At 70.3% G+C, this 26,472-nt stretch carries 17 protein-coding genes; 2 read left to right on the forward strand and 15 right to left on the reverse strand.

The genetic code is table 11. The features are described from left to right. Positions 1–25: 25 nt before the first annotated feature. The 9 genes from ACRWK8_RS03755 to eccCa form a co-directional block, all read right to left on the reverse strand. A complete protein-coding gene (locus tag ACRWK8_RS03755; RefSeq protein ID WP_431868342.1) occupies positions 26–373 on the reverse strand; it encodes a hypothetical protein in 348 nt (115 codons plus the stop codon). 14 nt (positions 374–387) lie between these two features. Continuing rightward, positions 388–681, reverse strand: coding sequence for a WXG100 family type VII secretion target (locus ACRWK8_RS03760; RefSeq protein ID WP_431868344.1), 294 nt, complete (start codon positions 679–681; stop codon positions 388–390). A gap of 42 nt (positions 682–723) precedes the next feature. Then, positions 724–1,062, reverse strand: coding sequence for a hypothetical protein (locus ACRWK8_RS03765; RefSeq protein WP_431868346.1), 339 nt, complete (start codon positions 1,060–1,062; stop codon positions 724–726). A 251-nt stretch (positions 1,063–1,313) separates the two neighbouring features. After that, positions 1,314–1,826, reverse strand: a complete 513-nt coding sequence (locus tag ACRWK8_RS03770) for a hypothetical protein (protein WP_431868348.1) — start codon at positions 1,824–1,826, stop codon at positions 1,314–1,316. Between the two features lie 38 nt (positions 1,827–1,864). Further along, positions 1,865–2,380: a hypothetical protein gene (locus ACRWK8_RS03775; RefSeq protein WP_431868350.1), complete on the reverse strand. Its 516-nt coding sequence runs from the start codon at positions 2,378–2,380 to the stop codon at positions 1,865–1,867. Positions 2,381–2,424: 44 nt separating this feature from the next. Then, a complete protein-coding gene (locus ACRWK8_RS03780; RefSeq protein ID WP_431868352.1) occupies positions 2,425–5,037 on the reverse strand; it encodes a TPR repeat domain-containing protein in 2,613 nt (870 codons plus the stop codon). Positions 5,038–5,106: 69 nt separating this feature from the next. After that, complete coding sequence (locus ACRWK8_RS03785) at positions 5,107–5,427, reverse strand: hypothetical protein (protein WP_431868354.1); 321 nt, start codon at positions 5,425–5,427, stop codon at positions 5,107–5,109. Positions 5,428–5,659: 232 nt separating this feature from the next. Next, positions 5,660–7,117 (reverse strand): outer membrane protein assembly factor BamB family protein, encoded by a 1,458-nt coding sequence (locus ACRWK8_RS03790; RefSeq protein ID WP_431868356.1) that lies wholly within the window; start codon positions 7,115–7,117, stop codon positions 5,660–5,662. Positions 7,118–7,291: 174 nt separating this feature from the next. After that, positions 7,292–11,254 carry a type VII secretion protein EccCa gene (eccCa, locus tag ACRWK8_RS03795; protein WP_431868471.1) on the reverse strand — a complete coding sequence of 1,321 codons (3,963 nt, stop codon included), beginning with the start codon at positions 11,252–11,254 and terminating at the stop codon, positions 7,292–7,294. Positions 11,255–11,472: 218 nt separating this feature from the next. On the opposite strand from eccCa, the gene eccD reads away from it, so the two are divergent. Then, positions 11,473–12,813 carry a type VII secretion integral membrane protein EccD gene (gene eccD / locus ACRWK8_RS03800; protein ID WP_431868358.1) on the forward strand — a complete coding sequence of 447 codons (1,341 nt, stop codon included), beginning with the start codon at positions 11,473–11,475 and terminating at the stop codon, positions 12,811–12,813. Between the two features lie 179 nt (positions 12,814–12,992). Here eccD and ACRWK8_RS03805 read toward each other — a convergent pair whose 3' ends face one another. The 5 genes from ACRWK8_RS03805 to ACRWK8_RS03825 form a co-directional block, all read right to left on the reverse strand. Beyond that, positions 12,993–15,038, reverse strand: a complete 2,046-nt coding sequence (locus ACRWK8_RS03805) for a WD40 repeat domain-containing serine/threonine protein kinase (RefSeq protein WP_431868360.1) — start codon at positions 15,036–15,038, stop codon at positions 12,993–12,995. A 53-nt stretch (positions 15,039–15,091) separates the two neighbouring features. After that, a complete protein-coding gene (locus ACRWK8_RS03810) occupies positions 15,092–17,089 on the reverse strand; it encodes a protein kinase (RefSeq protein WP_431868362.1) in 1,998 nt (665 codons plus the stop codon). A 225-nt stretch (positions 17,090–17,314) separates the two neighbouring features. After that, on the reverse strand, positions 17,315–19,369 hold the full coding sequence (locus ACRWK8_RS03815; protein ID WP_431868364.1) for a serine/threonine protein kinase: 2,055 nt from the start codon (positions 19,367–19,369) through the stop codon (positions 17,315–17,317). A gap of 16 nt (positions 19,370–19,385) precedes the next feature. Further along, positions 19,386–21,431, reverse strand: a complete 2,046-nt coding sequence (locus tag ACRWK8_RS03820; RefSeq protein ID WP_431868366.1) for a WD40 repeat domain-containing serine/threonine protein kinase — start codon at positions 21,429–21,431, stop codon at positions 19,386–19,388. Between the two features lie 494 nt (positions 21,432–21,925). After that, positions 21,926–22,297 carry a hypothetical protein gene (locus ACRWK8_RS03825; RefSeq protein ID WP_378738253.1) on the reverse strand — a complete coding sequence of 124 codons (372 nt, stop codon included), beginning with the start codon at positions 22,295–22,297 and terminating at the stop codon, positions 21,926–21,928. Between the two features lie 633 nt (positions 22,298–22,930). On the opposite strand from ACRWK8_RS03825, the gene ACRWK8_RS03830 reads away from it, so the two are divergent. Next, complete coding sequence (locus ACRWK8_RS03830; RefSeq protein WP_431868368.1) at positions 22,931–24,172, forward strand: MFS transporter; 1,242 nt, start codon at positions 22,931–22,933, stop codon at positions 24,170–24,172. 435 nt (positions 24,173–24,607) lie between these two features. On the opposite strand, the gene ACRWK8_RS03835 is transcribed toward ACRWK8_RS03830, so the two are convergent. Further along, entirely contained in the window at positions 24,608–26,425 is a 1,818-nt protein-coding gene (locus ACRWK8_RS03835; RefSeq protein WP_378738251.1) for an acyl-CoA dehydrogenase, read from the reverse strand. Positions 26,426–26,472: the final 47 nt, after the last annotated feature.

Consider the following 26,472-nt stretch of genomic DNA (forward strand, 5'->3'; position numbering starts at 1 on the left):
ACGGAGCGGGGGATGGCGTGTGCGGTCAGGGACGGTCCGACGGGGCCGGCAGGTCGATCATGGCGCTCCCGACCTGGCGGTTGGCTCCCCACCCTCGTTCCTCGTTGATCTCCTGCTGGCGGCCGAAGGCCCCCACCAGGGCGATGACCCCACAGATGAGCGCGATGAGGATGGCCCCGCCGATCACGGCCGGCCACACCCGCTGGCGCCGTCGCCAGTAGCGACTGGACCCGTACAGCAACGCCGACCGGAGCTGCCGGTGCCGGAGGGCGTCCGCCTCGAGGACGTACTTCTCCTCGTCGGGCGTGTAGTGGAACGCCTCGGGAAGCTGCGGATCGGGGTCGGTGGAGGGCGGCGAAGGTGGGGAGGACATCGGAGGTCAGCCTACTAGAACAGTCCGTCCAGGTACCGGGTGAGCTTGCCGTACTTGTCGGCGGTGTCACTGGTGGCGTCGATCATCTTCGCGAACGCGGAGTTGACCTCGGAGAAGTGGGTGTCGAACTCCTGGGCCTTGGACTGGAACTGCTGGCTTCCGGAGCCCTCCCACTGGCTGACGGTGCTTTCGGACTGCTCGTTGATCTGGCTCATGATCGCGGTGAAACGACCGAGGTGCGCCTGCTGGTCGGAGGCCAGCGTCTGGAGACCGCCGACATTTCCGTAGACGTCGAACTGGGAACCCATGAGAGTGCCTTTCCTGGGGGTGGAACGGGTAGGGAGGGCGGATCAGGCGTTGACCGGGCGGGAGAGGCCGCCGAGGTCCTGACCGGACGCCGCGAAGTCGTCGCTCGCCTCGCTGTCGGTGAGGTTGAACTGCTGCTGGCCCTCGTTCAGCTTGATGCCGTTCTGGCTGCACCAGGTCATGAGCTCGTCGAAGCGCTCGGTGAGGCTGTTCCGGGCCTCACGGAAGTCGTGGAGCGCCTGCCCCTGGAGGGAGTCGGCGTCGCCGCTCATGTCGTTGATGAGCTGGTTCATCTGCGTGCGGAGGCCGTCGGACTCCTGGCCGAGCTGTTCGCCTCCCTGCGACAGACTATTGACGTTTTCAAGACCGGCGTGATTGGACATCCGTACCCTTTCGAGGAATCGGTGATGGGTGAGTTCGTGGGCCTGTCCCCCATGGGCAGGGTGTTCGCTGGCTGCTCGACGAACACGGGAGGTACGGCGCTAGGGAGATTAGTAAGGGTAAGACCTTTCGGTCAATGTGCGTGGGCCTTTTGCGACGGGGCGCATCGGGTGGGCATTCCGCGCCGTCCCGGGCGCCTCCGGAGTTCGGGGTGAGGGTGTCGAGGCTCCGCGAACGGAGTGGCCGATACCGGTCACGGAGCACCGGTCCCGCAGTCCACATAGTCGACGACGCTCGCCGTGTACTCGTCCTGAGTGTCGAAGGAGTCCTCGTACTCGTCCATGTAGACGTCGACGAAGTCCTTGCCACTGACGGCCTCTCCGCACCACGCGACCTCGTTCTGGTTCATAGCGGCGCCGAGGGCCCCGTCGACCTTGGCCAGGTGGATGTCGTCGTCCCAGGAGCCCTTGTCCAACTGGACGGCGTAGCCGTCCCCTTCCTCGGACACGACCCCCCAATCCAGGAGGTGGTCACGAGCGGCGCCCGTGTTCTCGACGACCTCCGTCGAGTCCCCCTCGGTGAACATCCGGTCCAGGGTGTGGACCCGCACCTCTCGTTCGACCCACTGTACGGAGACGTAGTCCTCGGGCAGGCCGGACGTGGGCTCGGGTTCGGGATCGGAGGCGGAACAACCGGACAGCACCAGCCCTGCGGTGAGGGCGAGGGCGGTCAGGCCGGTCGTCCGGCGACGAGGAAGGGCCTTCACGAGAATCCCGGGACGGGACGAGGCGGTGCCGGTCGGCGTCACGGGGCACCGGTCCCGCAGTCGACGTAGTCCACGATGCTCTCCTCGTAGGCCTCGTGGCTGTCGAGGTTCCCGTCGAACTCGTCCAGGTACGCGTCGACGAACTCCTCGCCGCTCACGGGGCCCCCGCACCAGGTGACCTCGTTGTGGTACATGGCGTCGTTCAACGCGCCGTCGATCCGGGACAGGTTGATCGATGTGTCCCACTGGTCCTCATCGAGCTCGACGACGTAGCCGTCGCCCTCCTCTCGGACGATGCGGGACTCGAACAACCGATCCCGCAGCTCACCGGTGTTCTCGACGACCTCGTTGGAGTCGCCCTCGGTCAACATCCGGTCCAGCGTGCGCACCCGCACCTCACGTTCCACCCAGAACGCCGAGACGTGGTCCGCAGTTTCCTCGACGTCCGGTTCGGCCGCGGTCTCGGAGCCGGGGTCCGAGCAACCGGTCAGGACCAGACCGGCGGACACGGCGACGACCAGGAAGGCGGGCACACGGCCCTCACGGCGGATCAACGGCTCTCCAAGTGCTGTCGGGATCGTTCACGGGTGGCCGGGCGTCAGTTCTCCTTGCTGTCCGCGAAGTAGCCCCGTGTGTCGTTGTACGCGTTGTTGTACTGGGTGATGACGTCGTCGACGCGCTTGTCACCCGTGTGGGTCCGGCCGTCGGAGGTGGTGATCTCCACGTCGTCCATGATGTTGCTGACCGCGGAGTCCATCCGGTCAAGGTCCCTGTTCTGGTTGTCCTTCCAGTTCTGGGGGTTCTTTTCGACGTCGACGGTGACGGAGTCGTCGAAGACGAAGTCATCGTCGAGGTCGTCGGCGGTGAGCGGGGTACCGTCCCGCTCGATGGTGATGGCCTCACCGTTGATCAGGGTGCGGAACTCCTCGGGGGTGACGACGCTGTTGAGCGTCTCGGGGGACTGCTGCGCGAGGTAGTCGAGCCCCTCGAGCCGGTAGTTGCGCTCGATGAACTCCGCCCCGGTGAAGGTCGGGTGACGCGGGGAGACGTCGTACTCGCCGTCCACGATCGCGCTCACGATGTCGTCCTTCGCCAGCGACATCCCCTTCGAGATGCCCTGGCCGATGACGGGGATCTTCTGGGACAGGTTGCTGGCCTCGGTCACCGCGAAGCCCGCGAGCTGCTCCTCGCGCTTGATCTGCTCGTCGAGATCGGCCGACCGGTCGGCCGAGTCCCTCTTCAGCCCCTCCTCGAAGAGGGCCTGGAGCTGGCCGGAACCGCGCGCCGCCTGCTCGTCCTGGCCGTGCTCGAAGTACGAGGCCGCCTCGATCTGCTGGTAGATGTCGATCGAGGTGGCCACGTTCGCGGCGCTCTCGTCATTGCCCGCGAGGAACTGCATGTACATCGCCCGCTCCTCCGGGCCCATACGCACGAAGTTCGTCTCCGGGTCGAAGTCCTCCACCCCCGTGACCGGGTCCCTCCCGTCGAAGATGTCGCTGTCCGCGAAGCTGTAGATGTGCGCGTCGAAGATGTCGGCCAGGCTGTCCGCCAGCGCGCCGTTGAACTGGGTGAACGAGGCGTCCGAGTATTCGTTGTCCCCCTCCGTGACGTCCACGCCCGTGTTGATGAGCGCCTCGTGCATGTCGGGGTCGGTGAGGGTTCGCATGAACCCGGCGAAGGCGTCGCCCGCGCGCTGGCTCTCCTCCGGGTCCTCGCTGTGGACGTCCTCCGCGAGCCAGTCGGTGAGCTGCCTCGCCGTGTGCCCGTGGTCGTGCCACTCGAAGGTGAGGGTCCCCTCCAGCGCCTGCTTGCGCAGGTCGGCGTCTCCGTAGGGGACGCCCGGCTCCTCGTTGAGGTGCTCGCCGGTCAGGATGTAGTAGTTGGAGTCCTTGTTCCGGGAGGCCACGTCGATCATGTGCGAGACCTGCTCGGAGTCGGGCAGCACCCCGCTTGAGTCGTGGACCTCGTCGCCCCACGCGTCCAGGAACGCCCCGGTGGACAGGTGGAGGTTGGTGGACAGGCCGTACCCGGCCTCCAGGCCGTCGTCCGTGTGCTCCATGAAGGCGGAGAGCGCCTTCATGTCCATCCCCAGGGAGACGGGGGTTCCGGGCAGCTTGCCCTCCGCGTCGGGGTTGATCCACGGGCCCTCGACCGCGTACCGGAAGCTCTGGGGCAGGTTGTCGTAGCCGCCGCCGATCCGCGGGTCCGAGAGGGCCAGGAGACCGTCTCCGAGCACCCCGAGGGCCCGCTCGCGCTCCTCGTCGGACATCCCGGACTCGGCCATGAGCTCGGGATAGACCATGAGGCCGCCGCCGACGCCGTCGCGGAGGTAGGGGTCCTCCAGCTGCTTGTAGAACTCCTCCAGGAACCCGACCTCGTCGGCGCTGAACTCGGTCCCGTTCTGCTGGTGCTGCTTGGCGCTCGTCCCCAGCATGGACATCACGAGCATGAGCTCGTGGTACCGGTCGTCGACGGGCCGGTCGCCGGACCAGTAGGCCGCGAGGTCGTTCGCGTACTCCTCGGCGTTCTCGGGCGTGATCTCGATGTCGTCGCCGATCAGCGAGGAGTAACGGGAGGGGTCGAGGCTGAGGAAACCCCAGCTGGCGTTGCCCGCCTCGATGAGCTTGGAGACGTTGTCGGGGGTGGGTCCCTCCTCCAGCATCCTCCGGGCGTCCTCCGCGACCTCCTGGAGTTTGTCCCAGTTGGTCTGCTCACGGGTGACGAGGCCCTCGCGGACGGTCGAGAGCTCGTCGTACAGCTCGCGGCACCTCTTCTCGTCCCCGGCGCCCCAGTCCGTCCAGAGGAAGCCGTCCGCCTGGGGATGGGACTCCGTGATCCGGTCGCCCTGGTAAGCGGCGGGGACGGCCCCCTCCTTCTCGCTCTTGCTGATCCGCCAGTCGGACTCCTGGGCGTCGCGCTCGTCCTGGAAGGCCTGGACGGCGTCCGCCCACATCTCCGCGACCGAGGCCGCGTAGCTGACGGTGACGGCGGCGTCCCGCCACTTCTGGACGTCCTCCTCGGACTGCCCCCGGATGTCCCAGGCGATGATGTCGGTGAACTGCTGCGCGGCCGCGTCGAAGCCGCCCCCGAGGTCGTCGGCCCGGCCGAGCACGCGGGCGTTGAGGATCTCCAGGTCCGCGGCGCACTCGTACATGGTGTCGGGCTTGCCGGAGAATTCACGGGGGGCGAAGGCGAGGGCGATGGTGGCCACGGACATCCTCAGGGGTGGGGATCGAGCGGGGTGGTGAGGGGGACGCGGGGGTCCGGCGCGTCGCGGGGGTCAGAAGTTGAGTTCGCGGTGGGACGACCAGGGGTGGAAGTCCTCCGAGCTCTCCTGGTCGTTCTTGACGATCTCGCCCGCTCCGGCCTGGATGTTGTTGGCCAGGGCGAGGCCGTGCTCCTGGAGGTCGATGAGGGCCTGGTCGGCCTCCTCGCGGAACTTGGTGAACCCGGCCCGCAGGTCCTCGTGGCCGCTGGCGGTCGCCGCGTCGCCCATGAGGATGTCGAAAGCGTCGGCCAGCCCGGCCATCGCGGCGGCGAGGGTCTCCGCGTACTCGCCACCCTCCATGGCCTCGATCGGATTGGCGCCCGATTCCGTCATGGGGGCACTCCTTTCGGAAGAGGGTGCGCACCGGCCCGACGAACCGGCTTGCGCTCTCTCCGGTGGGGGAGAGATGAGATCAGGATCGACTGGTGCGACGACGACGAGGCAACGAGGGTTTCATACCAAAGGGAACAAGTAGGTAACGAGACTCATCGTTCACCCAGGTGGGACCCGGTACCGCACGCGGCGCGGGCACGGGGGCCGGGCCCACGCCCGCGCCGTCGACGGTCTACGGGACCACGCCCACCAGACGGCGCGCGCCTCCCGGGACTTCTTCCTTGACCACCAGAGCCCCCGGGGCGACGGTCATGTCGGCGGGGTCGGTGAACGGGCCCGAGGGACTCCCGTCCTCCTTGTAGTCGCGCTCGACCCGGATACCGAGGTCGATCACACGGGACTCGTTCTCCTCGTCGACCACCAGGCGTGCCTCGCCCCAGACGGATTCCTCGGGATCGCGGGAGTACTCGGTCCGGTTCACGTCGAGCCAGACGATCGCTTCCTCCAAGGGGAGGTCGAAAGCACGCCACCGGCGCTCCAACGGCGCGGAGACACGGATCGTCTTGCGGGTGTCGCCGGAGAAGTCGATGTACTCGTACTCGAGCTCGTCCCCGTCTGCCTGCTGGATCTCGTTCACCACGGTGTCCTCCAGAACACCGATCACATTGCCTTCTCGGTCTGAGAAGAACCTTTCGTCGGTCAGGTGCTCCCCTGTGGCGGGTTCGAGTATCCACTCCCCCACACCCTCCGTGACCACGGAGCCGGAGACCTGCTCAACGCCGAGATCGAACGGATGGAGATCGACGGGAGCGTTTCTGTCGACCTCATGGCGCCAGAGCTCCTCTCCCGAAGCGGAGTCAAGGCCGAGCAGGACGACCGTGTGCTCCTGCTCTTTCGTGACCTCGTCGAGGGAGTCGATGTCCTCGTCCATGAAGTTGCCCGAAAGGATGAGGGTGTCCCCTGACGCGACCACTCCCTTGGGGTGGAAGTTCCGCCCCTCCTGGCCCTCTTCTCGGAAGTCCGTGATGCTCCATGACTCGTCGCCGGTCTCCAGATCGTGAGAGAACACGCCGTCTCCTCCATCGTCCATGTCCCGATAGACGATCCGGGACGAGTCGGAGAGCAGACCCAGGTGCTCCGGCATGGGGGACAGCGTCCTGATGTTCCCGGGGATCCGCGCCTCGGCGGTGAAGTCCTCCACGTGGGAGCTCAGCTCCTCGCCCGTGGCGGAGTCGAAGAGGACGACGTCGTGCGGCACGAGCGCGGCATCGGTGTCCTCCTCGACGGGGTAGGCGAGGGCTACGCGTTCTCCGCTCGTCGTGACGTTCGCGTCCGTCACCGCCTCACCCACCCGTCGGTACCGCCAGAGCTCTTCTCCTGTGTCGCCCCGTAGGGCGACGATCCCGTCGGAGACGGTAACGACCACGCCGAGGGGGAAGGGACGCACATTGACGATGCCGGTCTCCTCGGGGGCCTCCCAGTCCCACCCCACGGAGGACAGGCTCCGAGGGACCTCCAGCGGCTCAGCGGTTCCCTGGAACACCACGTGCTCGATCTCGCCCTCCTGCCAGCCCTCAGGCGCCAACGAACAGGACGAGAGCAAGGAAAGAAGCGCGATCGCAGTCAGTTGTCTCTTCAGCTCCACAGTCATCCTCTGAATGCGATGTGATCGGTCAGGCCGGGATCGCACGGGTCGAAGCCCCTCTGGAGGACGAGTGCGGCTGTGTGGCTGAGGACGAGGCCCGTGGTGCGCCCGTGGCGATGGCCAGTGAACGACGCTGCATGCTTCTAGGGACGACTTCCTTGTGCGGGGGCGCTGTGGGCGGGGCGGCACCGCGGTTCGCTCGCGGCACCGCCCCGACTCCTACGCGGGGGGTTCGCTCCAGCCGACCTGGACCAGGTCGGGGCGCTTGCCGCGCAGGGCCAGCTGGGCCCGGCCCTGCGGCAGCTGCTTCGAGGCCGCGCCGTTGGCCAGGCGGCCCTCCATCCGGTCACCGGAGAACAGCACACCCGGGGTGGCCATGTCGCTCAGCGACTGGAGGACCGGCTCGAACATCGCCCGCGCCGTGCCGCCGGTACGGCGGGCGGCGATGATGTGCAGGCCCAGGTCCGCGCCCTGGGGGATGAACTTCGCCAGGGACGCCAGCGGGTTGCTGCGGGAGGCGAGCATGTCCATGTCGTCCACGATCACGTACAGGTCGAGCCCCTTCCACCAGCTGCGTTCCCGCAGCTGCTTGGGGGTCACGTCCGGACCGGGCAGGCGCTGCTGGAGCGAACCGGCGAGGTTGTCCGCGACGGCCTTGGTCTGCTCCGCCGTCGTGCAGTAGGCGAGCAGGTGGTCCTCCGGCACCAGCTCCAGGTGGGACCGGCGGAAGTCGACCATCACGATGCCCAGCTCCTTCGCCGGGCGCTTCACGATCTGCTTGACCAGCCCTCGGATGAGCGTGGACTTGCCGGTCTGCGGGTCCCCGAAGACCACCAGGTGCGGGTCTCGGTCCAGGTTCGTGACGGCCGGGGCGAGCGAGCTCTCCGCCATGCCCAGCACGAGCTCGCGGGACCGGGTGCGGCCGGACTTGCGGCCCTTGAGCAGGTCGTCCAGTTCCACGCGGGCGGGCAGCGTCCGCACACCCTGGACGGCCGCCTGCGGCCAGCGTTCCCGGACCCGCTTGATCAGGTCCTGGATGCCGTCGGTCAGGTCCTCGTCGCTCGCGACACCGTCCACACGGGGCAGCGCCACCTGGGCGTGGTACTCCTCCGACGTCAGACCACGGCCCGGGGAGTCCTTCGGGATGTCCTCCGCGATCTTGCGGCCGATCCCCGAGTCCATCGGGTCGCTCAGGCGCAGCTCGAACCGCCCGCCGAAGAGCGCCTGCAACCGGGACCGGACCTGGGACGACGCCGCGCCCGTCAGGATCGTGTGCACGCCCAGGGAGGGTCCCCGCGTCGCGATGTCCATCAGGAAGTCGTCGGCCGCGTCGAAGGAGTCGCGGACCGCCGACCACCCGTCGATCATCAGGAACAGGTCGCCCACGACGTCGGACGGCACCCTGCCCTCCGCCCGGGCTTGGCGCAGGGCGGCGGGGGAGTCGAGCTTGTGCTTGCGGAAGACGCGCTGGCGACGGTCCAGGTGCCCGGAGACGTCCGTGAGGATGCGCTGCACCCTCTCCGGATCGGAGCGCCCGGCCACGCCGGCCACGTGCGGGAGCTCGTCCATCGCCTGGAGCGCTCCGCCGCCGAAGTCGATCGCGTAGACCGCCACCCGGCCGGGCGGGTACCGCCAGGCCAGGCTCGTGATGACCGTCCTCAGCAGGGTGGACTTGCCGGACTGGGGACCGCCCAGGACGACGATGTTGCCCTCGCCGCCGGTGAAGTCCAGTTCGGCGGGGACCACGCGCTGTTCACGCGGGATGTCGGTCAGGCCGAAGACAGCCTTCGCCTCCGCCGCGTCCGGTTCGGTGCCCTCGCCCTCGAGGTCCTCGCCCTCTCCGAGGTCGGTGAGGACGCTGTCGAAGGTCAGCATCTCGGGCATCGGCGGCAGCCAGACGGGGCGCACCGGGTCGGCACCCGAGGCCACCAGCCGGTCCACGGTCACCTGGAGGGTGGTCCGCTTCTGCTGCTTGGGCTTCTCCTCCGCCTTCGCCCTGATGGAGTCCACGAGGGACTCCACCAGCGAACCGGTCCCGGTCACCTTGTTCAGCCCGTTGTAGGACAGCAGCGGCAGGACCGGGTCGTGCTCGGTTTTCTCCTCCTTGACCGGCGGCTCGTAGGGCTGGGAGACCATGGCGGCCTTGAACCGTTCGAAGACGGACGTGTCGACCTTCAGGTAGCCCGAACCGGGTTCCGGCGGCAGGTGGTAGGCGTCTCCGACACCGATCGCCTCCCGGCTCTCCGCCTCGGAGAAGGTCCGCAGGCCCACCCGGTAGGACAGGTGGGACTCCAGCCCCTTGATCTTGCCGGACTCCAGGCGCTGGGTGGCGAGCAGCAGGTGTACGCCGATGGACCGGCCGATGCGGCCGATCGCCACGAACAGCTCCGCGAAGTCCGGGTGCGCGGTGAGCAGCTCGGAGAACTCGTCGATGATGATGAGCAGGTGCGGCAGCGGCTCCAGCTCGGGGTTGGTCTCCCGGGCCGCCTCGTAGGCGTGCAGGTTGGGCAGGTTGCCCGCGTTCTTCAGGATCTGCTGGCGTCGCAGCAGCTCACCGAAGGTCGCTTCCCGGAAGCGGACCACCAGGCCGTCGTCGTCCGCGAGGTTGGTGATGAGCCCGGCACTGTGCGGCAGGCGGTCGGTGTCGGCGAAGGTCGCGCCGCCCTTGAAGTCCACCAGCAGGAGCGCCAGGTTCTCCGGTGAGTGGTTGATGACCAGGGACGCCACCATGGTGCGCAGCATCTCCGACTTGCCGGAGCCCGTCGCGCCGACCACGAGGCCGTGGGGCCCCATGCCGCCGAACGCCGACTCCTTGAGGTCCAGCAGGACCGTGTTGCCGCCCGGCCCCACGCCGATGGGCACACGAAGGTAGTCGCCGGTGCTGCGCTTGCGCCAGGTACGGCGCGTGTCCAGTTCGGCCACGTCGGACACCCCGAGGATCTCCGGGAGCCCCACCGTCTCGTGCATGGCGTCGTCGCCGTCGGTCACCGCGATGCCGTAGGGGGCGAGGACCCGGGCGAGGGTCGTCAGCCGCGCGACGTCGGAGCGGTCCGCCCTGCCCTCCAGGGGGACGTGCGTCGGGTCGTCGTCGGTCCCGGTGCCCTCGGTGTCCTCCTTGAGGGTTCCGTCGGCCTCGATCCGCAGCCGGAGCTGCACGCCCTCGGGCTCCTCCCTGCGGTCCGACACGAGGGTGATGACGTGGATGCCGAGGTCGGCCAGGTTCGAGACCGGCGGTTCGGCGTGCAGACCGGACAGGGTCGACTGGTACTCACCGTCCAGGACCACCACGAGCCGTTGCGTCCCCGGGCCCGGGGGCTTGCCGCGACGGCGTTGCAGGTCGACGGTGCGGCGCTCGATCTCGTCCGAGAGCAGCTCCGCGATCTGCACGGTGTTCCCCGAGACGAACCGGGCGGGCATCGGCCCGTCCATGGCGTCGTCGAAGGTGTTGTGGGGCAGCCACTTCAGCCACTCCCACCGGTCCCGGAGCTTCTGGTCACGGACCACGCCGACGCGGAGGTCGTGCGGGGAGTGGAAGACCGACAGCTGGGCGATCATCGACCGGGCGAGCCCGCGCCCGGCCGCGCGGTCGCCGTTGATCGCGATCACGCCGTACTTGCGCAGGGAGACGACCAGCGGCATCTCCGGCACGTCACCGTAGAGCTCGATGAGCTGGTCGGCGGCCCCCTGGCAGACGGGGTCGTAGACGATCAGGGGGGAGGAGGTGTCCACCTTGAGTTTGAGCCGTCGGGCGAGCGGGCGGGTCCCCGAGCCCACACGGACGTCGAGGAAGTCGGGGTCGGACGCTCTGCGCTCCCACCGCCGCGCCCGGGACCGCGCCGGTTCCGTGAGAAGGTCGGGTGGCGGGTGCCGGAAGGCGTTGTCGGAACGTTGTGTGGCGGCGACCTCGCGCACGATCTCGCGCAGCTGGTCCAGGTAGTCGACGTAGCGTTCCCGCTGCTCCCGAATGCGTTTACGGGGGCCGTTGTGCTGGGCGACGAACATGATGATGCCGACGATCACGCTGGCGATCATGATCATCACGCCCGCGACCATCATCAACGGCCGGTGTCCCATGGTGATGGACATCAGGAGGGAGCCGGAGCCGGTGATGATGGGCATGATGATCATCGCGCCCGAGCTGCCCGCCGGGGCGTTCTCCGGCATCTGTGGCGGAGTCGCGATGACCAGGGGAGAGTTCCCGGGAGCTGGCGGGGTGTCGCGGGCGGGGCGGGGAACTGGTCTCGTCGCCACGGGGGTCCCTTCTCCGTCCACCTGTGAGGTCTCGAGTCTGGGTGACTACGCTATAGATGATCTCGTGAACATCGCGAATCACCTAATTCGCGTCTGGCACAGCCCTTAGCCATGGAAAAAAGCACACACATTGACAAAGAGGGTCTCGGGTGAGCGGATACTGCAGGGTCACGATCACCGGACCCCAGAACTGGGCCGATCTGGCGCTACCGGGGAGCGTGCCGGTCGCCGCGCTCATGCCGCGCATCATCGAGGTGTGCGTCCCCGAGGATGAGCCCTCCGACCCGGCCTCCTGGTCCCTCACGACGGTCGACGGGAACCCGGTGCGGTCCGACGAGCCGCTGGAGGGCGCCGGAGTCTACGACGGGGACGTCCTCCTCCTCGACCGCGTGGTGGCTCCGAGCCGCCCCGCGCACGTCGACGACGTACGCGGCGCGGTCGAGGACAGCGTGGACGAGACCGCGTGGATCTGGAACCCGACGACCACGCTGTCGTTCGGCCTGCTCGTGGGCGGTATCGGCCCGCTGCTGATGCTGTTCCTCATGATGTGGCTGCGCCCCTCGGTGGGATATCTGGGAGTGGCGGCCTTCGGCACGCTCCTGACGGTCGGGACGATGCTGCTGGCCGCCCGCCGTCCCCTGCCCGTCGTCGCGAACGTCCTCTTCGCGACGGCCTGCGTGTGGGGAGGCGCCACGGCGGTCCTCACCGCGCAGCTCGTGGTCAACGCGTCACCCCTCACCATGGCCGGGATCGCGCTGTCCGGCGGGCTGCTCGTGGCGTTGATCGGCTGGTCACTGCACGAGACCGGGCTCTCCTACATCGCGGGGCTCACGGTGGTGGCCCTCGCCGCCGGTGTGCTGGTGCTGGTCGGGATCTTCGTGGATCCGACACAGGGGGTGCGGGCGATGGGTATCGCGCTGACCCTGTGCGTGGGCGCCCTGCCGCGTGTGGCGATGGTGATGGGCGGCCTCTCCGGGCTCGACTACGAGGTCGGGCGGTCGGGCCAGGTGGCCACGGAACGCTTCGAGGAGACCTTCACCAACAGCGACCGCCTGCTGTTGGGGATCGTCATGGGCACCGCCGTCGCGGGCGGCGCCGTCACCGTCCTCCTCGCCTACTTCGGTTCGAGCATCCCCGACCTGCTGCTGTGCGCTCTCCTCGGTGTGCTGCTGGTGATGCGCTCCCGCCTGTTCGACCGCATTCGGCACGTGCTGCCGCTGCGGCTGGCCGGGGTCGTGGGCCTGGGCGCGGCGGGAGTCGCGGTGGTCACGCAGTATCCGGTGTTCGGCCCCTGGCTCCCGGTGGCCGTGCTCCTCGGAGGCATCCTCCTCAGTGTCCTGAGCTGGGTGAAGCTGAACGACGTCCCCAGGGCCTCGCTGAGGAGGGTCCTCAACTGGACCGAGATCCTCGTCATCATGGCGATGTGCGTGATGTTCGCCTGGGGAATGGGCCTGTTCGAGTTCGTGGCCGGTATGACCGGAGCCAACTGATCCCGGTGCGTTGATTTCTCGAGGAATTCGCCCGGGTGTTCGCACCTTTCCGCTTTCCATTCCGCTCTCGGAGGGGGAGTGGACGATCACCCGTCGACTCCTCGGCGGCGTGACGGGAACGGTGCCGGGGCGGGGGCATTCCCGGTTCCCGCGTCGGTGGGGTGACTGGCTTCGCGGGGCTATTCGGGGAATCCGTGCAGGACCTCGAAGCTCTCGGCGTCCACGATGAGGAGCCGTTCCCCGTCGGGGGTGACGGTCGCCATCACCGTGCCCTCCGGGTGGAAGCCCAGCTGCGAGTAGAGCGGTGCCCCGCCCTCGGTCAGCAGCTCCCCGGTGGCCGTGTCCCACACGCGCCCTCCCCGCTCCGAGGCGCCGTCGTCGCCGCTGGCGACCAGCCGCGACCCGTCCGAGGAGAAGTGGATCTCGTACAGCGGGTGGCCGTTGGTCCCGGGCGCTTCCAGGGGCGTGGTCGCGCCGCTGTCGAGGTCGTACAGCGCGGTGTCCTCGGGACCGGTGGTGACGGCGAGCAGCGAGGGATCTGTCGGGTGGAAGGCCAGGTGCTTGAGGTGGTGCCCCGTGTCGTCGGGCACGGCGGGGAAGTCCTCGTTGGGGAGCTCCAGGACGGTCTGCCGGGCGTCCAGGTCCCACACGAGAGAGGTGCCGGTCCCCGAATAGTCGCTGACGACCAGCAGGGAACCGTCCGCGTTGAAGTGCAGGTCCCGGGCGTGGGAGTCGGTCCCGATCTCGAACTCCACCTCCGCGGCCGCCAGGTCCCACACCTGGACCAGGGGCGCGCCCTCGGCGTCGTTGACCGAGGCCGCCAGCCGTGTCCCGTCGGCGGTCGGCACGGACCGGTTCCACTCGCCGAGTTCCTCGTCGAACAGGTGCCGGGCCCGGTCCGCTCCGGGGTCCCAGACCAGGGCGGCGTCGAGGACGGTCCCCACGACGGTGCCGTCCGCGCCCACGGCCAGGTGGTTGGGGCGCTGCTCGAACCGGCGGAGCTCCTCCCCGGTCCGCCAGTCCACCTCGACCAGGTGCTCCGTGCCCGAGACGTACAGGCTCTCCCCTTCGGGGGCGAAGCCGACGCCCAGCAGCCGGTCCCCGAAGACCTCGGAGGGTTCCGGAGGCGTCTCCCGGACTCCCTCGGCCTCCGGGGCGGCCTCGCTCCGCCAGGGGGCGGTGGACAGGAGGCCGAGGGTCGCCGCCATCACCACGACGGCCACCACGGCGGCCCCGACGACGAGGGCGGTGCGGGCCCGTCGGCCTCGCGGCGGGGTGACGGGCACCGGGGAGACGGGCGTCGGCGGGGCGACCACGGCGCGCGCCCGCGACTCGTGGGCGCTGACGGCCTCGCTGACCCGAGGGGGCAGCCAGCCGTGTTCGGCGGACGGCAGGGGCCCTGCGGAGAGCTCGCGCACGAGGGCGTCGGCCGTGGGGCGCTCGGCGGGGTCCTTCGCCAGGCACCGGGCCAGGAGCGGGCGCAGGGCCTCCGGAACGCCGTCCAGGTCGGGGGCCGCGCCGACCACCCGGGGGAGGACGTCGGCCGCGCGGCCGGTGCCGAAGGGCGGTCGGCCGGTGGCGGCGAGGACCACCACGCCGGCGAGGGAGAAGACGTCGCTGGCCGGAGAGGTCCCCCGCCCCCTGACCTGCTCGGGTGAGGTGTACGTGGGGGTGCCGAAGCTCTGGCCGGTCCGGGTGAGGACGGTGCCCTCGACGGCGCGGGCGATGCCGAAGTCGATCACCTGCGGGCCGCGCGGGGACAGCAGCACGTTGCTCGGCTTGAGGTCCCGGTGCATGAGCCCGGCGGCGTGGATCGCCTGGACGGCGCCGGCCAGGCCGAGGGCCAGGACCCGCAGCGAGGGTTCGGGGAAGGGGCCGTTCTCGCGGACCGCCTCCTTGAGCGTGGGGCCCGGGACGTACTCGGTGGCCATCCACGGCGGGTCCGCGTCGGTATCGGCGCTGAGCACCGCCGGGGTGTACGGGCCGCGCACGCGCTGGGCGGTGCGCACCTCGCGGGCGAAGCGGGAACGGAACTCCTGGTCCCCGGCGAGGTCCTCCTTGACCACCTTGACCGCGGCCAGGCGGCCCTCGGGGGTGCGGGCGAGGAGGACCTCGCCCATGCCGCCCGCGCCCAGGGGGGCGAGGACGCGGTGAGGGCCGATGTGGGAGGGACCGGTGGGGGAAGGGCCGGTGTGAGAGGGGTCGGTGGGGTTCGGGGGACGCACGGGGTGGTCAGCTCCTGGGGGACGGATACGGGTCGGCGGGTTCTCCTGGCCGGTCAGCTCAGCTCCTCCACCACCTCGAAGGTGTCGGGGTCGACCAGGACCAGTGCGCCCTCGACGGCGGTGACGGCGGCGAGGACCCCGCCGTCCGGGTGGGGGACCAGGGCGCTGTAGGCACCGATGGCCTCCCTGCCCTCAGCGAGGTCCGCGCCGCTGGTCAGGTCCCACACGTACGTGTGGAACCGCCACGCCCCGGGCCCGGTGCCCACCTGCCAGGTCGCGTACACGCGGTCCCGTCCACCGTCCACCAGGAGCCGGGTGAGGAAGGGATCGTCGTCCGTCTCGAACTCCTCCCGGGTGAAGGAGGTGACCTCGGCCCCGGTGGTGTAGTCGCTGACGACGATGCTGTCGTCGTCGAGGTAGGCCACCTGGGTCTCACCACGGACCGCGGCGAGCCGGGTGTTCGAGGCACCGACGACGACGTGGACCTCCTCGCCGGTCTCGGCGTCCCAGACGTGGATCTCGCCGCCGCTGTTGGTGGCGAAGTGCCGGTCGTCCACGAACACCGTGCCGTACTGCGTGCCGGGGGCCATGGGCTCGCCCGCCGCACCGGTGGCGGTGTCGATCACCACGGTGCCGTCCTCGCCGCTCGTGCCGCTGAGGGTCACCGCCAGCAGGCCGCCGTCCGGTGAGAAGTCCATGGCCTCCACGTCCCTCGGCTTGAGGAGCCAGCGGCCGTTGCCGTCCGGGCCCTCCTGTGCGCCCAGGTGCTCGGTGGTGGTGCCCGCGGACAGGTCGTGGGTGTACCCGATCCTCACCGGGTGCTCACGGCCCTCGTACTCGACCGGCTGGGCGGAGGTCACGGTGCAGCCGGACGGGGAGAACCTCGGTTCGACACCGTAGGTCGAGCGCGTCGTCGGCTGTGCGACCAGCTCTCCGGCGTCCCAGTCCCAGACCGTGAGCCCGGCGGTGGAGGTCGCGGCGAGCACGGCCCCGTCGGGGGAGAAGACGGGGCCCCAGAACGTGGTGTCGTCGGGCAGGGGCTCCTCGGGCGCGGGGAGCCAGGGGCCGTCGAGGCAGCCCGCCCCGGTGACCAGGGCCGGGGCTTCGGGGGCCCGGGGTTCCGGCGCCGCCTCGCCGCCGAACCGCGCGTACACCGCCCCCGCCCCCGCCAGCACCACGAGGGCCAGGGCCCCGGCGCCGAGCGCCAGGGCGCGGCCCCGTCTCCGGGGGGCGGGCGCGTCGCCGGTGGGTGTCAGCATCGCCCTCTGCGCGTCGGCGACCGTGTCGATCGCCGCCCGCACTGGGGGAGGCCAGGCGGCGGGCTCCGCCGGGCCGCCGAGCATCCGTACGAGGTCGTCGGCGCTGGGGCGCAGCCGGGGGTCGTGTTTGAGGCAGGCGTCGATCAGGCCGCGCAGCTGCAGGGGCACCCGGGCCAGCCCGTCGGGCCCCTCCACGCCGCTGGCCGCGAAGCACAGGGTGGAGGCCCACGAGAACACGTCCGTGGCCGGGGTGGCCCCGCCCTCGGGTGCGGCGAAGGCCGGGTGCGGCGCGCGCCGTTCGGTGTCGCTGGTCGCCCACTCCAGGCCGGGGTCGGCCAGCAGGGCGGTAAGGGGTGACAGGAGCACGCCGTCCGGCCACAGGGAACCGTGCGCCCGGTGCGAGGTATGGAGGTCGTCCAACCCCTGGGCGAGGGCCAGTGCGAGCGGGTGCAGGGCGTCCGCCGGGAGCGGGCCGTTCGCGGCGACGAGCTCGGCCAGGCTCGGGCCGAGGGGGCGCGACACCGCGACCCAGGGCACCGCGCCGCGCAGGTCGGCGTCGCGGACCGCGCACACGTGCGCGCTGGCGAGTCCCGCCGCCGACGTCACCTGGTGGGTGAAGGAGGAGCGGAAGGCGGGGTCGGTGGCGTACTCCGGGCGGACCACCTTCACCGCGACGGGGTCCTCCGCGCGCACGGCGCCCAGGTAGACGCGCGCGTAGGCGTCCTCGCCCAGACGGGCGTACAGACGGTGCGGCCCGACGGAGGGCGGGTCGTGCGGATGGAGGGGGAACATGGGCCCTTCCGGGTCGTGGGGTGGCGTGCGGGGCGGGGGGGTGACCAGAGGACAGGGGCGAGGGGGACGTGGGCACGGCGGGGTTGGTGGGGTGGCCTGGTGTGGCGTGCGGGTGGTCGTCCGCCCGCCTCCGCCGACGTCCGTGGGCGCCCGCCCGCCGCTGTGCCCTGGAATCCGCGTCGAGGAGCGGTGGCGGGCGACGGACGGGACGGTCCGGGACACTCCCTAGAAGCGGTCGATGATGCGCATCTCCCGGGGGTCCACGACCCACATCCCGTTGCCGGAGGAGGGGACGCCGATGATGACCTCGCCCCCGGGGTGCGCGCTGATCTCCCACAGGAAGCCCTCGCCGGACTCGGAGGTCAGCTCCTCGCCCGTGGAGTACTCCCAGATCCTCATCTCCGCGTGCTCGGGGTCGTAGTCCGACGGGACGAAGGTGGCGTACACGCGGTCGGCCGCCACGCTGTACGCGACCTGGTGCAGCGACAGGTCCTCGTCCAGCTCCTCGGTGAGGAACGGGACGCTCTCATCGGAGACCACGCTCTGGGCGCGCGCTCCCTGCGCGTCGGTGTGGACCAGGGTCTCCTCGTCGGCGAAGCTCAGGGCCGAGGGGTCGGTGCCCGGGATCTCCTCACCCGTGGCGACGCTCTCACCGGTCGCGGCGTCCCAGACCGTCGTGCGTTCGAGGATGTCCTGGGCGGCGACGTACCCGCCGTCGGGGGAGACGGCGACCGACGTGACGGTGTTCCCGATGTCGCCGTAGACGGTGGCCAGCTCCCCGGTCCCCAGGTCGTACTCCACGACCCCGGAGTCCACCCCGTAGTCCCCGTTGCCGACGACCAGGCGCGCGTTGTCCGGGGTGAAGGCGACCGCGCCCACCTCGTACCCCTCGGAGAGGACCGTCACCTCCCCGCTCTCCAGCGAGTACACGTACGCGCCGTCGTCGGAGGCGTAGGCGAGCGCGCAGTCGTCGGGGCTGAACACCGGGTGGCCGAACCCGGACGCGATCTCGGCCTCGATGAGGGCGAGCTCCTCCTGGTTCCGCCAGTCCCACAGCGCCACCCCGCCGGTCGCCGCGACCGCGAGCACCTCGCCGTCGTGGGAGAAGCTCGTGTGGAAGAGGCCGCTGTCGCCCTGGTTGGGCACGGTCATCTCGTCGTTGGCCGCCTCGGTGTACGCGGGGGCCAGGTGCTCGGAGGGCGAACAGACCTCTCGGTCCGGCACACCCGACTCCTCCCCGGCGGCCGCGTCCGACCCGGATCCGAGCAGACCGGCGTCCCGCGCCGCCCACACGCCCAGGCCGCCGACCATGGTCAGGGCCAGGGAGGCGGCTCCGACGATCAACAGGCGGCGCCCGACCGTCCCGCCCGTGCTGCCCGCGCCCGCCGAGCGGACCACGTTCCCGTACTCGTGGGCGACGCCGTCTACCCGGGCGGCGGCGGCCGGGGGCAGCCAGACGTCGGACGACGCCGCCGGGGCGGTGGGCCCGCCGAGGGCCTGGAGCACCTGGGCCGCGTTGGGCCTGCGGGAGGGGTCCTTCTCCAGACACGCCGTGACGACGCCGCGCAGGGAAGCGGGGACGCCGTCGAGGTCGGGTTCCAGGTTGGCGATCCGGTAGAGCACCGCCGAGGGGTGGCCGTCGCCGAAGGGTCCGTGGCCGGTGAGGGCGTGGACCAGGAGCCCGCCGAGCGCGAAGACGTCGGCCGCCGCCCCGCTCTCCCGGCCCTCCACCGTCTCGGGGGCCATGTACCCCGGGGTGCCGGTGATCCTCTCCTCCTCGCCGCTCCGCGCGTCCTCCAGCGCGCGGGCGATGCCGAAGTCGATCACCTGGGGACCGGAGGGGGAGACCATGACGTTGCCGGGCTTGAGGTCGCGGTGGACCAGGCCCGTGGCGTGCACGCGTTCCAGGGCCTGGGCGATGCCGCGCCCCATGAACCGCACCGCGTGTTCGGGCAGCGGGCCGGTGTCCTGGACCAGGTCCTGGAGGGAGGGGCCCATGACGTACTCGGTGGCCAGCCACGGGGTCTGGCCCGAGGTGTCGGCGGCGAGCACCCGCGGCGTGTAGTTGCCGTGCACGCGCTGGGCGAGTTCGAGCTCGCGGGCGAACCGCTCCCGGAAGCCGGGGTCGTAGGCGTACTCGGCCCGGACGACCTTCACCGCGGCGGGGGAACCGGAGGGGTCCAGGCCGAGGTAGACGCGTCCCATGCCACCGGAGCCGAGCAGGGCGACGACTCGGTAGTGGCCGACCCGTCCGGGGTCGTGGGGGGCGGGGTGCTCCATGGTGCCTTCCGGGAGGTCAGCTCACCTCGGCGACGACGTTGAAGTCGGCGTCCAGGATGAGGATGGTGTAGACGCCGCCCTCGGGGGCGGAGGGGGTGGCGATGAGCTCACCGTCGGGGTGGACCCCGAGGGGAGGGTTGAGGACCAGGTTGTCAGGGGTCACGAGGTCGCCGTCGCGGGCGTCCCAGACGAACCCCGGTTCGTCGCTGAACTCCGAGGTGGCGCCGTAGACGAGGGAGCCGTCGACGGAGATCTGGACCTCGTGGAGTTCGCTGTACTCCAGGTCGGGGTCCTCCAGGTCGCGGACCTCTCCCGTCTGGATGTCCGCGACGTGGGCGCGGGCGTTGTCCGTGGCCATGGCCAGCGTCCGGCCGTCCGCGGCCAGGGAGACCTGGTAGTAGTCGGCGTCGTCGAACCGCTGGAGTTCCTCACCGGTCTCGGGGTCCCAGACGAACACGCCGACGTGGGTCGCGTAGCCGGGTTCGGCGACCACACCGACCAGGGACGCGTCGTCCGGCGTGTAGAAGAGGTCGGTCAGCAGGCCCCCGATCGGGAACTCGCTGACGATCTCCCCGGCGCCGACCTCCCACACCTGGATGTGCGGCGCGCCCTCCACGGTGCCGTCGTCGGAGCTGAGTGTGGCGACACGGGTGCCGTCGGAGGTGAGCGCGGGCATGTCGAACTGCCCCCGCACCTCGTCCTCGTCGTTGCCGAGCACCGCGACCCGGTTGTCGCTGCCGCCGTCCCACACCGCGACGTAGTCGCTGGTGGTGCCCGCCGCGAACCCGTGGGGCGTGATCATGGCACCGGTCGGCGTGGGGGTGTAGTGGTCGACCCCCACCCCCTCCCGCCAGTCCCAGCTGGAGAGCGTGTTGGAGCCGAAGACGTGCATCAGCTCGCCGTCCGCGGAGAAGTCGATGTCGTAGAGGAACCCCTGGAGGGCGATCGCGTCGAGTTCGCTCCACTCGCCCTGGGCCGCCGCGTCCTCGGCCTCTCCGGAGGGCGCCTCGGCGGCCTCCTCGGCGGGGTCCTCCGGGTCGAGGGGGAGGGCGTTCAGCGCCAGGGCGCCGCCGCCGAGGAGCACCAGGGCCGCGGCGCCCGCTCCCACGGCCAGGGCGGTCCGGCCACGCCTCCTCCCCTTTTCCGGGGCGGGCGTCGGCGGTCGCTCCGCCCCCTGGGCCCGCTGGGTCTCACTCGCCTTGGCGCTGATCTGCTGGTTGACCTGCGGGGGCAGCCAGCCGTGCTCGGCGGACGGGAGCGGGAGGGCGGAGATCTCCCGCAGGACGGTGTCGGCGTTCGGGCGCCCCGCCGGGTCCTTCGCGAAGCAGCGGGCCATCAGGTCCCGCAGCGGGCCCTCGGGAACGGCCTCCAGGTGCGGTTCGCCCTTCATGACCCGGGTGAGGGTGCTGACCGGACTGCCCGAACCGAACGGCGGCGCGCCGCTCGCGGCGAACACCACGGCGCCCGCCAGGGAGAAGACGTCGGCGGCGGGGGTCACGTTCCGGCCGGTGATCTGCTCCGGGGACGTGTAGGAGGGGGTGCCGAAGGTCTGGCCGGTGCGGGTGAGGACGGTGCCCTCGACGGCGCGGGCGATGCCGAAGTCGATCACCTGGGGGCCGCGCGGCGAGAGCAGGATGTTGCTCGGCTTGAGGTCGCGGTGCATGAGCCCCGCCGCGTGGAGGGTGGACAGCGCGCGGGCCAGGCCCAGGACGAGGACCCGCAGCGACTCCTCGGGGAAGGGGCCGTTCTCGCGGACCGCCTCCTTGAGGGTGGGACCGGGCACGTACTCGGTGGCCATCCACGGCGCGGGCGCCTCGGGGTCGGCGTCGACCACCGCCGGGGTGAAGGGGCCGCGCACGCGTTGGGCGGTGCGGACCTCGCGGGCGAAGCGGGCGCGGAACTGGGCGTCGTGGGCCAGGTCCTCCTTGACCACCTTGAGGGCGCACAGGTGACCGTCGGGGGTGCGCGCGAGGTACACCCGGCCCATGCCGCCCGCGCCGAGGCGGGCGAGCAGCCGGTGGGGGCCGATGGCGTTCGGGTCGTCGGAGGAGAGGGGTTGCACCGCGGCGGGGTCCTAACTGCGTGCGACTGCCGCGTTGGAGTCCGTGTCACGGCAGGTCCGGGGGTGGCCCAGGAGTCGGTGTACTCCGCCAATGTAGCCGGTTCACGACAAAGCACCCAGGCGTGTGGCCCGAACCGGTCGCTCGCACGGTGAACCGTCGCGACCTCGGGGTGCGTGAGGTGTGGTGGAGGCGATCGTGCGGAGCAGTGGAGGGGAACCAGTCAGAGGTGGGGGCGCCGCCGTGGCCACGGGTGCGCGGGGGTGCGGTGTGGGGCGGCGCCGGGGCAGCCTTGTGGGCACGCGCCAGGGTGTGGTCACTGCCGTGACCACGGAGGCGTGCGGGCGTGCGGTCACTCCTGTGGACACGGGTGCGTGTGGGGTGCGGTGTGGACGACGGCGCCGGGGCAGCGGCGCGGGCACGCGTGGGGCGCCGCCGTCGGCGGTGTCCAAGGAGGGCGCGCGTGCGTCGCGCGCGGAGAGGGACGCGGCTGGCGTCAGGCGGCGACCGGCTGGCGGTGCGTGTAGTAGTGCGCGGGCTCCGGAACCTGGGCGAACGGGTTCAGGAGGGCGGCGGCACCGACGGGGTCGCTCGCGGGGTGCGAGATCGTGCCGCCCTGGAAGAGGTCGTTCCAGAAGAAGCGGCCGTCGCGGCACCAGACGTTGACGTCGCGCATCACGGAGGCGACGGCCATCTCGGAGGTGCCAGACCAGTAGAGGGGACGGGAGGCGACCGAGGCGAGCTCGCTCAGCAGAGCCGTGATCGCGCGCTCAGCGCAGAACGCGTGACGGGGCTTGTGCTTGATTCGTCTGGCGAGGGCCGACTTCGCCCGGGAGGCCCGGGGATTGTTCAGGCGCCAGTGACTCAAGGTCGTCTCCAGTGTGTGTCGGGAACCGCGGGTGTACTGACCGTGTGTGCTGCGTGTGGCGGCCACGTCGCCGCGGCGTGAGTTCCGTTCACCGCACCGTCGTCCGGAGTTGGTGACATCCCTCCGCGAAGTTGGCGAGGCCCGAACGGTGTCGTTACCTCGTAGTTATTCTTCGCGCTCCGGATGCTAGCAGTAACTGACCCCTCGTAGTCGAGGCTTCCTCAAGTGACGCATCTCACAGTTAACAACTGCGTATGGACCTGTTTAAAGCAGAAACGTGCAGTTCGGAAGGGGTTTTTCGGACTGCTGTACCTGTGGTGATTTTGCGGAGAAGAGGCCGTAGTCCCGTCCTGGTTGTCGTGGGTCTCACCCCTTTTGGGAACCCTTGGCGCACTCCGTGTCACCCAGGGTGACAACGCGTGCGTTGCCGGGTCTTTGCCGTTCCTTGCCGACTTCCGCATCCCCGCCCTCGCGGGCTGTTCCCGCCCGGGTTGCGCGCCTGGTCACCCCCGGTGTAATGAGCGCTCGACGGCCTGGAGGACACTGGAAGGCGGTGTAAACGAGGAGAGAAGCAGCCAAGTGACGCGAATCCAGACATCCGGTGACAGGACATCCGTAACAGGACGAGTTTCCATGGAGCCGGTGGGTGGTGCGCGGGCCTGGCTGGTATGGGGTGTCGCGGTCGCCGGCTACTTCCTCGCCATGCTGCACCGCAACGGGCTCGGCGTGGCGGCTCTGGAGGCGCAGAGCCGGTTCGACGTCGGGCCGGCGCTCCTCTCCCTCCTGCCGATGCTCCAGCTCCTGGTGTACGTCGTCCTCCAGGTGCCCGCCGGGCTCCTGGCCGACCGGCTCGGCCCCCGGTACACGCTGGGCATGGGGATGATCGCGATGGCCGTCGGCTCCTGCCTGTTCGCTCTGGCGCCGGGGATCGAACTGGCCGTGGCCGGTCGGTTCCTCATCGGCCTCGGTGACGCACTCGTGTTCCTCAACGTCATCCGGCTCGCCGCCCTGTGGTTCCCGCGCTCGCGCTACGCCCTGGTCAGCGGCCTGACCGGGGTGGTCGGCGGTACGGGCCAGGTGGCCAGTGCGGCCCCGCTCGCCTGGGCGCTGGACGGCGTCGGCTGGGAGGCGGCCTTCCTCGCCACCACCGGGGTCACTGTGCTCATGGCCCTGATGGTCCTCCTGGTGGTGCGGGACCGCCCCGTCGGCGCGGCGGGACGGTCCACGGTCGCGGACCCCATCTCCGTGTGGGAGGCGCTCAGGGAGGCGCTGAGGGCGGACGGCCCCCGGATCGGGATGGCCCACCACGCGGCCGTCATGGCGCCGTTCACGATGATGATGGTGCTGTGGGGCTACCCGTTCCTCGTGGGAGGCCTGGGGCTGTCCGAGGGCACCGCGGCCCTCACCCTCACCGGTCTGGCCGCCGGGGCGCTGTGGCTGGCCCCGCTCGCGGGCGCGCTCGTCGGCCGCTGGCCGGGCGTGCGGGTGTACTTCGCCCTGGCCCTGAGCGGCACCCTGACACTGGGCTGGCTGCTCCTGGTGGCGTGGCCCGGCGGCGCTCCCGTGGCCGTGGGCGTCGCCGTGCTGGCCGTGAGCGCCCTCGGGCAGGTCATGGCACCCACGGTCTCCTTCGACTTCGCCCGCGACGGCATCCCCGCCAGCCGTACCGGCGTCGCCTCCGGTCTGGTCAACATGAGCGGCTTCACCACGGCCGTGATCTGCACTGTCGCGGCGGGGGCCATCCTCCAGGCCCTGCCGGAGGGGCCGACCGCCTACCAGTGGGCCTTCACCCCGATGGCCGTCGCCACCTTCCTCGCCACCTGCGTGCTGGTCGTGTTCGTCCGCCGTCGGGCCCGCGTCGCCGTCGCTCAGTAAGAGGAGAGCCCCCGCGTGCGCGGGGAGAAGTGGCCAAGCAGTGCTGCAAGACCAGCGTCGGCGGGACCATCCCCGCGTGCGCGGGGAGCAGCAACGAGAAGGAGGCGCCCCGTGAGCGCTGAGGGGGACCATCCCCGCGTGCGCGGGGAGCAGACTCTTTCACCTGCGAACTTACCAGTGGCAAGCGGCCGTTTTTCCAACTTTTCGACAAACAGACAAAACCGGCATCCGCCTTCGTCGTTGCTGACACGAGTGAGCCTAGGGGCAAGGGCCCTGCCTCCTCCAGGCCTTCGCTGACCGGTCTTCGTGTCGAGGCCGGTCGCGCATTTCACCGCAACAGCGGCAGTCACCTCCGGGGAACAGGGCCTGGGATACGGCGAAGGGGCGGGACGATCGCTCGTCCCGCCCCTCAGGCGCTGATGACCCTCCGGAAGGCTAGAAGGCCTCCTCGGGGACCTCCATGACGCCCAGGTTCACGGTCTGGGCGATCTTCAGCTCGGACTCCACGCGCGGCAGGAACTGCTCGGCGAAGAAGCGCGCGGCGGCGATCTTGCCGGTGTAGAAGTTCCGGTCGTCGTCGCTGGCGCCGTCGATGCTGGCGAGCGCGATCTCGGCCTGGCGGAGCAGCAGCCAGGCGAGGACCACGTCACCGAAGGCGAAGAGCAGACGCACGGAGTTGAGGCCGACCTTGTACAGCTCGCGGCTGTCCTCGGCGGAGCCCATCGCGTGGCCGACCATGAGCTCGACGATCTTCTCGACCTGGCCCAGGGCGGACAGCAGGAGCCTGCGCTCCTCCTTGAGCTGACCGTTGCCCGCGTCGCTCTCCGCGAACGCCCTGATCTCGGCGGACAGCGTGCCGATGGCCTGGCCGCCGTTCTTCACGATCTTGCGGAAGAAGAAGTCCTGGGCCTGGATGGCCGTGGTGCCCTCGTACAGCGTGTCGATCTTCGCGTCACGGATGTACTGCTCGATCGGGTACTCCTGGAGGAACCCGGAGCCGCCGAGGGTCTGGAGGGACTCCGCGAGCAGCGCGTAGGAGCGCTCCGATCCCACACCCTTGACGATGGGCAGCAGGAGGTCGTTCATCGCCTCCAGCTGGGAGGCGTCCTCGCCCTTGGAGTGGGCGATCTGGATGGAGTCCTGCTGGGTGGCGGTGAAGATGACCAGCGAACGCATGGCCTCCACGTACGCCTTCTGCGTCATGAGGCTGCGGCGCACGTCCGGGTGGTGCGTGATGGTGACCTTCGGGGAGTCCTTGGACCCGGCGAGGTCGTTGCCCTGCACGCGGTTCTTCGCGTACTCCAGGGCGTTCAGGTAACCCGTGGACAGGGTGGCGATGGCCTTCGTGCCGACCATCATGCGCGCGTACTCGATGACGAGGAACATCTGGCGGATGCCGTCGTGCTTGTCACCGACGAGGTAACCGATGGCGGGGTGCTTGTCGCCGAAGGTCAGTTCACAGGTGGTGGAGGCCTTGAGGCCCATCTTGTGCTCGACGTTGGTGACGTAGGCGCCGTTGCGCTCACCGAGCGAACCGTCCTCGTTCACCAGGAACTTGGGCACGAGGTAGAGCGAGAGGCCCTTGGTGCCGGGGCCGGCGCCCTCGGGGCGGGCCAGCACCAGGTGGAAGATGTTCTCGGTCATGTCCTGCTCGGCCGAGGTGATGAAGCGCTTCACGCCCTCGATGTGCCAGGTGCCGTCACCCTGGTCCGTGGCCTTGGTGCGGCCCGCGCCGACGTCCGAACCGGCGTCCGGCTCGGTGAGCACCATGGTGGCGCCCCAGCCGTTCTCGATGGCCTGCTCCGCGAACTTCTTCTGCGCCTCGTTGCCCTCGGAGTGCAGGATGCTGGCGAAGCCGGGACCGGCGGAGTACATGTGGACGGACGGGTTCGAGCCCAGGATCAGCTCGGCGGCCGACCACACCAGGGAGCGGGGGGCGCCGAGGCCGCCGAGTTCCTGGGGGAGGTCGAGGTTGTACCAGCCGGCGTCCATGTAGGCCTGGTAGGACTTCTTCAGGCTCTCGGGGAGGGCGACGCTGTTGGTCTTGGGGTCGAAGACCGGCGGGTTGCGGTCGGCGTCCTCGAAGGACTCCGCGATGACACCGGTGGCGAGACGGTTGATCTCGTCCAGGATGGTGCGCGCGGTCTCCTCGTCCAGCTCCTCGAAGGGGCCGTCGCCCAGTACGTCCTGGCGTCGGAACAGCTCGAAGAGGTTGAACTCGATGTCGCGCAGGTTGCTCTTGTAATGCGTCATGGACAGCTCCGCTGTGTCCCTGGCCGCGGTGTCTGTACACGCGGATC

Origin of the sequence: Nocardiopsis eucommiae (genome assembly GCF_965344335.1) — a bacterium.
Taxonomy (GTDB): Bacteria; Actinomycetota; Actinomycetes; order Streptosporangiales; family Streptosporangiaceae; genus Nocardiopsis; species Nocardiopsis eucommiae.

Bases quoted from the DNA above. Each gene is read 5' to 3' on its own strand.
- ACRWK8_RS03755 (WP_431868342.1), bottom strand. From the start codon at position 373: ATGTCCTCCCCACCTTCGCCGCCCTCCACCGACCCCGATCCGCAGCTT.
- ACRWK8_RS03760 (WP_431868344.1), bottom strand. From the start codon at position 681: ATGGGTTCCCAGTTCGACGTCTACGGAAATGTCGGCGGTCTCCAGACG.
- ACRWK8_RS03765 (WP_431868346.1), bottom strand. From the start codon at position 1,062: ATGTCCAATCACGCCGGTCTTGAAAACGTCAATAGTCTGTCGCAGGGA.
- ACRWK8_RS03785 (WP_431868354.1), bottom strand. From the start codon at position 5,427: ATGACGGAATCGGGCGCCAATCCGATCGAGGCCATGGAGGGTGGCGAG.
- ACRWK8_RS03810 (WP_431868362.1), bottom strand. From the start codon at position 17,089: ATGTTCCCCCTCCATCCGCACGACCCGCCCTCCGTCGGGCCGCACCGT.
- ACRWK8_RS03815 (WP_431868364.1), bottom strand. From the start codon at position 19,369: ATGGAGCACCCCGCCCCCCACGACCCCGGACGGGTCGGCCACTACCGA.
- ACRWK8_RS03830 (WP_431868368.1), top strand. From the start codon at position 22,931: ATGGAGCCGGTGGGTGGTGCGCGGGCCTGGCTGGTATGGGGTGTCGCG.
- ACRWK8_RS03835 (WP_378738251.1), bottom strand. From the start codon at position 26,425: ATGACGCATTACAAGAGCAACCTGCGCGACATCGAGTTCAACCTCTTC.